Origin of the sequence: Pantoea eucrina (assembly GCF_002095385.1) — a bacterium.
Taxonomy (GTDB): Bacteria; Pseudomonadota; Gammaproteobacteria; order Enterobacterales; family Enterobacteriaceae; genus Pantoea; species Pantoea eucrina.
In genome coordinates this window covers 77,417-85,947 of record NZ_MIPP01000009.1, presented here as the reverse complement: position 1 = coordinate 85,947, position 8,531 = coordinate 77,417, and the positions used below count along the sequence as shown (strand labels likewise).

The 8,531-nt window shown below is 56.6% G+C and carries 11 protein-coding genes and 1 pseudogene; 5 read left to right on the top strand and 7 right to left on the bottom strand.

Going from position 1 to position 8,531, the window contains the following annotated elements:
* Positions 1-81: 81 nt before the first annotated feature.
* The 6 genes from HA43_RS06485 to HA43_RS06460 form a co-directional block, all read right to left on the bottom strand.
* Positions 82-495, bottom strand: a complete 414-nt coding sequence (locus HA43_RS06485) for a DUF1380 family protein (RefSeq protein WP_094111252.1) — start codon at positions 493-495, stop codon at positions 82-84.
* Positions 496-542: 47 nt separating this feature from the next.
* Positions 543-980, bottom strand: coding sequence for an antirestriction protein (locus tag HA43_RS06480; RefSeq protein WP_094111251.1), 438 nt, complete (start codon positions 978-980; stop codon positions 543-545).
* 443 nt (positions 981-1,423) lie between these two features.
* Positions 1,424-1,657: a hypothetical protein gene (locus tag HA43_RS06475; RefSeq protein ID WP_094111250.1), complete on the bottom strand. Its 234-nt coding sequence runs from the start codon at positions 1,655-1,657 to the stop codon at positions 1,424-1,426.
* Positions 1,658-1,674: 17 nt separating this feature from the next.
* Positions 1,675-2,319 carry a DNA methyltransferase gene (locus HA43_RS06470; protein WP_094111249.1) on the bottom strand — a complete coding sequence of 215 codons (645 nt, stop codon included), beginning with the start codon at positions 2,317-2,319 and terminating at the stop codon, positions 1,675-1,677.
* A gap of 347 nt (positions 2,320-2,666) precedes the next feature.
* Entirely contained in the window at positions 2,667-2,900 is a 234-nt protein-coding gene (locus HA43_RS06465) for a hypothetical protein (protein WP_094111248.1), read from the bottom strand.
* 43 nt (positions 2,901-2,943) lie between these two features.
* The gene (locus tag HA43_RS06460) at positions 2,944-3,873 is read right to left on the bottom strand and encodes a DUF1281 domain-containing protein (protein ID WP_094111247.1); all 930 of its coding nucleotides are present in this window, start codon (positions 3,871-3,873) and stop codon (positions 2,944-2,946) included.
* A gap of 368 nt (positions 3,874-4,241) precedes the next feature.
* Here HA43_RS06460 and HA43_RS06455 point away from each other — a divergent pair, with 368 nt between their 5' ends.
* On the top strand, positions 4,242-4,493 hold the full coding sequence (locus tag HA43_RS06455) for a helix-turn-helix domain-containing protein (RefSeq protein ID WP_094111246.1): 252 nt from the start codon (positions 4,242-4,244) through the stop codon (positions 4,491-4,493).
* Between the two features lie 10 nt (positions 4,494-4,503).
* Here HA43_RS06455 and HA43_RS06450 read toward each other — a convergent pair whose 3' ends face one another.
* Positions 4,504-4,791, bottom strand: a complete 288-nt coding sequence (locus tag HA43_RS06450) for a DNA polymerase III subunit theta (RefSeq protein ID WP_094111245.1) — start codon at positions 4,789-4,791, stop codon at positions 4,504-4,506.
* A 251-nt stretch (positions 4,792-5,042) separates the two neighbouring features.
* On the opposite strand from HA43_RS06450, the gene umuD reads away from it, so the two are divergent.
* From umuD to HA43_RS06430, 4 genes and pseudogenes are all read left to right on the top strand, one after another.
* Positions 5,043-5,489: a translesion error-prone DNA polymerase V autoproteolytic subunit gene (gene umuD / locus HA43_RS06445; protein ID WP_094111244.1), complete on the top strand. Its 447-nt coding sequence runs from the start codon at positions 5,043-5,045 to the stop codon at positions 5,487-5,489.
* Between the two features lie 8 nt (positions 5,490-5,497).
* A pseudogene (locus tag HA43_RS06440) lies at positions 5,498-5,725 on the top strand (Y-family DNA polymerase); the annotation flags it as partial.
* Between the two features lie 73 nt (positions 5,726-5,798).
* The gene (locus tag HA43_RS06435) at positions 5,799-6,785 is read left to right on the top strand and encodes a tyrosine-type recombinase/integrase (RefSeq protein WP_094111242.1); all 987 of its coding nucleotides are present in this window, start codon (positions 5,799-5,801) and stop codon (positions 6,783-6,785) included.
* The gene (locus HA43_RS06430) at positions 6,785-8,476 is read left to right on the top strand and encodes a site-specific integrase (protein ID WP_244555214.1); all 1,692 of its coding nucleotides are present in this window, start codon (positions 6,785-6,787) and stop codon (positions 8,474-8,476) included. The genes HA43_RS06435 and HA43_RS06430 overlap by 1 nt, the downstream gene beginning before the upstream one ends.
* Positions 8,477-8,531 lie beyond the last annotated feature (55 nt).

Below are 8,531 nucleotides of genomic sequence, written 5' to 3'. Positions count from 1 at the left end.
GGGGCTCCCGCAGGCCGCCGGAGGCGGCAGGGTGTTTTCGCGGCCGGAAAGGGGCGGCGGGCTTCCCTGCCCTGTCCCGTTTTATTTTTCCAGTACGTCCGTCATCGCTCTGATAGCCTCATGTTCCTGTGGCCATAGGCGTTTTGCCGTTCCCTCACCGCCCTGCACATCCTCAAGGCGCATATAATCGCCCGCCACGCGCATCACCTGTGCCAGCGCGGTGGAGGACACCGTTACCTCCCGCGTCTGTGCCTCCTCCTCGCGCAGATTTCCCAGCATGTCCCGCACCTCTTCCCGCCCGATGCCATAGCGGCGGTGGTCGCCATCCTCTGCGATATACTCCAGCACCCTGCCCGCTTCTTCCTCTGTGATATCCATGCATTCCGCGCTATCCCGCACGTCTTCCAGCGTCCAGACCAGTACCGCAACGGGGCAGTCCTCGCCGAATGATTCGATCAGGTGGGCACACACTTCTTTAACGTTCCCGTACATCATGTTTTTTCTCCTGTTAACGGGGCGCTCTTTGGCGCCCCGTGGGTTAATCAGTCCAGCGCGGTAAAAATGGTGCGGGCTTCGGGATGAGTGAAGGCATAGTCGGTCAGCTGGCGGTGACGGCGGCAGTAAAGCGCGCGCAGCTCGCCCTCGTCGTGGCGGTCATACATCCAGCTACGGTGATTGAACACCAGTGAAGTGATCACGATGCCCGCCGCTTCGCTGCTCAGGCGCACATCGCTGTAATTTTCGGGATTGATGAATCGCCATTCTCCCTCCGCTGCGGGCTTCATGAAGCCACCGCCTGACGGTAACAGCACAAAATCCCACGCGCCGCCGTCGTAATCCGCCAGGAAACGATCGGCGTACAGGTACACGTTGTTTTCTGCGCGCATGTAATCGTCGCCAAACAGTGCCGGCAGAAAACGCAGGCGCGTATAGCCGTCAAGGACGCGCGCGGACTCAAAAGCAGGGGTGGCAGTATTCATCAGAAATCTCCGCAGTCAGGGGGTTAACAGTTCCGGCCTGTGCCGTGACTGAATGACAGCCCGGCGAAAAGCGAAGTGTTCATGAGCACCGCCGGAAGCCGCAGCGCAAGCGAGCACGAGGCGGATTTACGCACGGCGGCGACGCGAAGCATGAGCAGAGGCGCGACGGGAGTAAGCCCGCTGAGGCGAGTGCGAACGGGTGAGGACGGTGAGCGAAGCGATCTCTTGAACACGCAGCGGCCGGGCTAAAGTGAAGTCACGGCACCGGCCGCGGACCGCACGGTTTTTATTCCCCCGCCGCAGGCGGCATTAATAAGGCGCGCAGCAACATCCTTATCCCCTTGTCTACATCCGGGGTGCATATCCGCCCCGGAACCCTGTGGATAAAGCTGGCCCTGCCGTGCGCCGGCAGGGATACAGCGTCGTGTTCTTTTTTTAGTCAGTCACGCCCTCAGGTGTTTCTGCATCACGGCCGCGCGTCGGTAGAGCTCAACCAGGTCGCTGTCTATCCCCTCAATCAGCAGGCCCGTCATTCGCTGTTCCCGGCTGGCACCGTGCCAGAGGTGGCGCGCAATCATGTCGCGCAGCCGCAGGTGAAACTCATACAGCGATTCTTCCAGGTCGGCGACGTCGGCCGCCAGCGTGTCGTTGTCAGTGTGCATAGTGTGATCGTTCATCGGGTTATCTCCTTTCATCAGGCCGCGCGGGCGTCGCGGTGGGCATACAGGCGGCGCAGGCCGGCGGCGTGGTACTGCTCCATCAGCTCGATACCGATCCAGCGGCGCCCGCACTCCTGAGCGGCCACGCAGGTCGAACCGCTGCCGGCAAACGGGTCCAGCACAATGGCGCCGGGCTGCGTAAAGGTCTCAATCAGCGGCCGCAGGGCGCTGACCGGCTTTTCGGTCGGGTGATAACGGTTGCCGGTGTACTCCCACGGCATTACATCAGGCAGCGGTTTCGCCGGCAGCGCCGGGCGCCCTTTGGCCAGCACGTAGGCGCTTTCGTGCTGATAGCCCACAAACGCAGACTTTGAGGCGTAAGGCTTGGTGAACACGATGTGGCCCACCACGCGGAACCCCGCCGCCTTCCACGCCTGCATAAAAATATCTATCCGGTTCCAGCCGTAGAAGCTCACCGCCAGGCTGTTGTCTTTGAGCACCCGGAACATCTCGCGGCTGGCAGGCGTCACCCACTCGCTGTTAACGTCGTTGGCAATTGAACGACCGGAACGGTCTTTGAAGCCGACGAGGTACGGCGGATCGGTGAGGATAAAATCAATGCTTTTATCCGGAAAGCCGCCCATAACCTGTACGCTGTCGCCGTGCATGAATCGAGACATAGTGAAGCTCCTGTGCATGAAGGGAGCACCGGTAGTGGTGCCGTGACCTCCACACAGACGGGCGACCAGCGGAGCAAACAGGGGCGGATGCGCAAGCCGCATGCGCCGCCGTAGCGGACTGAATGTCCCGCGTACGGCGGGGAACGGGTGAGCAATCCGGCGACAGCTTCCCTTGTTTGCAAGGCCGCCCGGCTACCGTGAGGGCACGGCACTTACGTCCGCCGTTGACCGGCCGCAGGACGAGAGACGGCACAAAGGCGGAGCGCAGCGACTGCATTTTTTATTCCGGCAGTGATGCCGCCGTAACCGGCGACATCAGGTAGCATCGGGCTGTAAACCGTGCAGAGCTATGCCCTGTCATCCTCCTGCATAACGGCTTCAATGGCCTGCTCCAGATGCCACCAGTTAAATCCCTCGTTAGCATCATGGTGATCTTCGGCATACTCCATGGCCGCTGCAATCTCCTGCGGTGCCATGGCCGGGTTAATGCTGAGAAAGTCCTCTGCCAGCCAGAAGGTGCCGCAGCATAGCTCTTCATCGCCGACTGCGGCCAGCCGCGCCCTGAATTCCCGTACGGTCATTGCTCTCATCGCTTATCTGGCGGCTCACACCGCCGCCTCCGGTTCAGCCGCCGTAGCTGGCCACGTTGTTAATAATCCACTCCGGGCCGGTCACGTCATGGTATCCATACTCATCCGCTTCCTCGCTCCGCTCAAGCGTCTCACAGCACTCATCAAGCTGAACGCCGCCTGAGTAGGTCGCCCATCCGCAGTAGCCGCAGCCTGCTTCGGCATACCAGTGTTCAGCAGTGACACTGTAACGCATAGTTAAGGTGCACAGTACTTCCGGCGAGGGTGGCGACCAAGGTGTATCAAAGTCGGCTTCAAAAGTGGTGTCATTGAAGTACGACAGGTTGAGGTCGTGCGCGTGTGGCCACTTTGTGCCGCAGCGCTCAACTACGTCGCTAAACCCGTCCGGCACGCCGTGGAGCAGACGTCCGTTATATCCGTTAATCTCCGCATCAAGACGCGGTGGGATCAGCTGCAGCATGTCGAACGGAAGCGCCTGCAGCGGCAGCGCGTCTTCGCGGCACTGGCTGTCCCACGACTCGCTGAGGCCGTTATTACCCCGCATCCAGTGCCAGTCTCCCTGCTTTATCTGCCACAGCCCGGCGATCACCGTCTGCTGCTCTGCAGAGAGCGATGACCACGTCATGCGCTGCAGACCACTGGCCAGCCACAGTTCGTGCAGCTTGTTGCAGATTTCCGGCGTCAGTTCTGCGCCGTCACGCAGCTGCGCCACCCACTGCGTAAAAGCGCGGTTCTGCGGAGTATCGCTTCCCGTCCCCTTCACAAGAGCAGGATACGGGGCATAGTCCGTCGCTTCTACCGGGCGCAGCAGCCCGGCACAGCCCGCCAGAAAGAGCTGAATACCTTCTGCAGCCGCCCGCGCGTAAAGCGGAACGCCGTCCCCGCCTTCAATCAGCGCCAGCGCATTTTTTACGTGGTATTCCGGGCCTGAAACCCGCAGCCTGTTGGCACACCAGTTTGGCATATTGACTCCTCCGTTAAGGGTTGCACGGTGCCATCTGCACCGTGCCGCCACGGAAGCCGGGCAAACAGCTGAGCAAACAGGGGCGACCGCGCAAGCCGCATGCGCCGACGAAGCGGACTGAATGTCCCGCGCACGGCGGGGAACGGGTGAGCGGACGGCGACAGCTTCCCTTGTTGGCGAAGCCGCCCGGCTAAGGTGAAGGCACGGTGCTGCCCGACGAAACGGAGGGAGCTACTTTGGAATTTTTTGGCGGTTAAATGCCTTTAAACGTGCGCAGGGCCAGACATAAAAAAAGCAGAAATATCAAAAAGTGCAGTTTTTGCACTTTTTCATCTATTATCTGAAGCTGGCAAATCGGAGGAAAATGGATGACAGGATGGCAGCTCAGACTATGGCGTAAAAGTCTCCTCTGGAGTCGTGAACAGGCGGCCCGGGAGCTTGGCGTCAGTTTGCGTACTTACAAAGACTATGAAAATGCGAAAACTGTTAAACGTGCGATAGCGATGGCCAGTGTTACGCTCACGCTCATCAACGTGATGCCGGCACTGCGTTCCGATCAGCTGAGCAAGGATTTACTACTGCAGATGCTACAGAAGATGACTGATGGCGCGACTACGTAATAAATCTATCCTAACGTCTGACCGAAACCTGTGTGATTACCGGTCCGTCCGCTGAGCTTTTTTCTACTTCTTTCAGGTAAACGGGGTCGTTGCCGCGGGGGAAATCCAGTGCTTTCTGACGGTAATATGCCAGGCGCTTTCTGAAGTATTCCCGGAACGCTTCAGATTGCTGCCGTTCTACCTCTACAGGTAAAGCTGGCATGTTCAGGCGTTCTTTATATGCAACGCCGGCTGTAGCCAGGTCAACGTTAATACGCTCGCATTCCTCTTTGGATCCTGCTGCAAGATTAAATGTCATGAAGTGTCCTCTGTATAGCCAGTGCTCTGTGAGCATACCTACTGTGACATATTAAGTCGTACGGCAAAAAAATCGATTATCTTTCAGCCATATAAATCTCTTTTAAAGCTCTCCCGGTTTGCTCCCTCTTGCCAGATAAATTGGTCTCAATAATACTGTACACATAACCAGTATAATCAGAGGAGGATTTTTATGCGCAATTCACACACTGCAGACACCGGCCCGCTGACAATTTTCCCCGGGACGGGATCATGACACCCGGTAGTTATGCTCCGGGCCTGACGCTGCTCTGGCCCCCGATTTTCACACCCCGCGTCCGGGTTCCCCTATATGCAGAGTCATGTGCGGCAGGCTTCCCTTCCCCGGCTGCTGACTACGTCGAAGAAGAGCTCGATCTCAACGAACTTTGCATCCGCCGTCGCGCCTCCACTTTTTTCGTGCGAGCCAGCGGCAGCAGTATGGAAGGTCTCGGACTTTATGACGGAGACGTCATGGTGGTTGACCGCGCCGAGGAGCCCTCGCACGGAGATATCGTCATTGCCGAAGTGAACGGTGAGTTCACGGTCAAGCGCCTGCAGCTGCATCCCCGCCTCGCCCTGCTACCCATGAATCCGGCATACCCTGTTATATACCCGGAGGAGTTGCAGCTGCTTGGCGTAGTGACCTGGTTTTTTAACAGCACGCGCGCCCGGAGGTGATCATGCTCATGTTTGGTCTGGCCGACGTGAACTCTTTCTATGCCAGCTGTGAGGCACTTTTCCGGCCAGATCTGCGCGGTAAACCAGTTGTGGTGCTGAGCAATAATGACGGCTGCGTCATCGCGCGCAGCGACGGCGCTAAAAAACTTGGCATCAGCATGGGCGCGCCATGGTTCAAGATAAAGAATCAGGATTTTCCGGAGCGCGTGTACGTTTTCAGCTCGAATTATGCGCTGTAGTAAGTTAATTGGAATGCAACATCGACTGGCTAATCTTTGAGCAGCAATGCTGCTATCAGAGGTAAACACCATGATGATTCCACCAAATGAGGACGTTCTGGTACTGGCGGAGCGCTGGCTAAAACTGCTGTCCGACCTGGGCCGGGCTCAGGCCACACTCTCCGCCTACCGCAGTGCCCTCAGCCATTATTTTGCGTTCTGCAGCCATAACAGCATTGAACCTGAAAAGGCCCGGTTTGAAGACCTGGCCGTCTACATCCGCCCTCAGTTACCCGGCATGCCTTTTCCCGCGGCCAGCGCCACGCTCCAGCTGCGCCTTTCTGCGATCCGTCTCTGGTATGACTTTCTGATTTATCAGGATATATGCAGTCTCAATCCATTACCCCGTGCGGGTTTGCCGGGGAGTGCTTATACGGGACGTGGTCTGGTTCCCCGTATCACACGTCTGCCCGTTATTCCTGATGATGAGCAATGGCTGAGATTTCTTAAACATGTTTCAACTGCCTCCCTGCGTGATCGGCTGATGCTCGCGCTTGCCTATTTTGGTGCACTCCGCCGTGCAGAGGTGACAGCCCTGGCGCTTGAGGATATCGACCCTGCTCATCGTCTGATTCGTGTCCGCGCCGAAACGACGAAAAACAGGCGGGAAAGGATAGTCTGCTACAGTCCCGCCGTAACACAGGTGCTGGCAAATCATTTCCGGCAGTTACGGCTCGCGGGTTACCGTGGAGGTGCATTGTTTCGCTCGTCTTCTGATCGTAACCACGGTGCCCCCCTGTCTTTCTGGAACTGGAGTAAAACTGTCCGGAAATGGGCTCTTGATGCAGGCCTTCCACAAATCACCACACATACCTTCCGCCATCTTCGCCTGACGCACCTGGCACGCTCTGGATGGAAACTCCATGAACTAGCCACATACGCAGGACACCGCGATCCGCGTACTACCCAGATTTACATCCATCTTTCAGGTTCTGATTTAGCTGGCCGGATGGCCGCTGCAGTAGCTGAAATTGATCGAAAAGTTGTCGGCCTTATTTTTCAGACGGAGATTCGCTGATGAAAGAAGAAGTAATCATTTGTACTTACAGCCCCTTTGAACGTACAAATTATCAGCTGAATGATGTGCTCACTGATGAAGAACGGGCAGCGCTAAGTACAGGCTATCGCAGATCAGACGCTCTCAACCAGCCGGGTTCTTTGTCATTGTTACTGATGCCTTTGCAGGATATTGCCACTCGCAGTGGAACCAGTGACAGGCTGATTAGAATCATAATTCTTTCAGTTCTGGCAGAAACACACCGGACAGGGAAACCCTGCTGGCAGTGGCCGCAGGAAAAATGGATTTCTCTGTTACAGCAGAATGAATCAGGCAGGCCGCTGCTTGCCGCTTTTGCCTTTCATCTTGGCCCATTTTCTTCTCCGTTCAGTTTGCCGCATCAGGGCGCGCCATCGCTGTATGCCCGAGCCATTTTTGGACAGAACATTTTTAGTCAGGAGCTCAGCCGTCTGACTGAAGTTCTGGTTTCTCTTGGGTATAAAAGTCAGAACCAGAAAAATGCTCTGTCAGCCATACTCGGCGTACTGATGCTGATGAATAACAATCCTCAACTTGAAAGCTTTACGATCGATCTGCTGTGGCGGGCGCAGAATTATCACGACCGGGGAATAGCAAAAACAGCTGGCAGGGTTTCACACGCACTTGCCGCAATGGGCATCATAAAAAATTCTGTGCGTATGCGGAATTATAAAGAATGGCATGAAAAATCCACGCAAGGTATCGCGGCAGACTGGGTCAGGTGGTGCCGGAAATGGAGGGATACGTCAGTGCTTCGCCCCCGATCACGGGAGAACCAGTACAGTTTTATTCTCCGCTGTGGGCTGTGGCTTGCCCGGCAATATCCGGATATTCACGAACCGGCCGACTGGACAATGGAAACCTGTGCCAGCTTTATTGCGGCAGTTGGACGAATGAAGGTGGGCGAGCTGTCACTGGGCACCGGAGGAGGTGCCCGGCAATCTGCCCGGATAGGTGAGCCCTTGCTGCCGAATTCCCGTAGCGGATTTGTGTATGCGGTTCGCCGTTTCATGATCGATTATGAAAACTGGGGCTGGGGGCGACTGAAATTCAGTCCGGCACGACATCTCTCTACGCCTGGCACTCCACTGTTCCGTCAGAGTGTAAATCCCCGCGTCATTGATGATCCGGTCTGGCTGAAGCTGATCTGGGCAAGCCTCAATCTGCGCCATGAAGATCTCCTGAGTGACATTCACTATCCTCTGTCCATGCTGCAGGCGATGGCCGTTATCTGGACACATGCCGGGCTGCGCCAGAACGAGTTAATGCGTCTTACTGCTGGCTGCATCACTCTGCAGGCGGATGATATCAGGCAGGAGGATGGTAACATCATTTTGGCAGGAACGCTTTGCTACCTCAGCGTACCGGCAGGAAAAACGTCTAAAGCCTTTGTAAAACCTATCTCTGCCGTCGTGAAAAAGTACGTTGATATCTGGCTCAGCGAACGTCCACAGGAACAGGCAGCTCTTACGGATGAGCGTACCGGTGAAAAAGTCCGCTTCCTGTTTCAGTTTCGGGGCAAACCTGTCGGCAGGGATGTCATAAACCGGACTGTCATCCCGGGGGTGTGCCTGTGGAAGACAGCCGGGGCCCAATTACCAGCCATCGGGGGCGCGCTTCAGCAGTTACAGCCCTGGCCAGTGTTCCGCAGGGCATGTCTTTGTATGAGCTGATGCAGTGGTCAGGTCATTCTACGCCTCAGTCCACCATGCATTATATTCGTATACG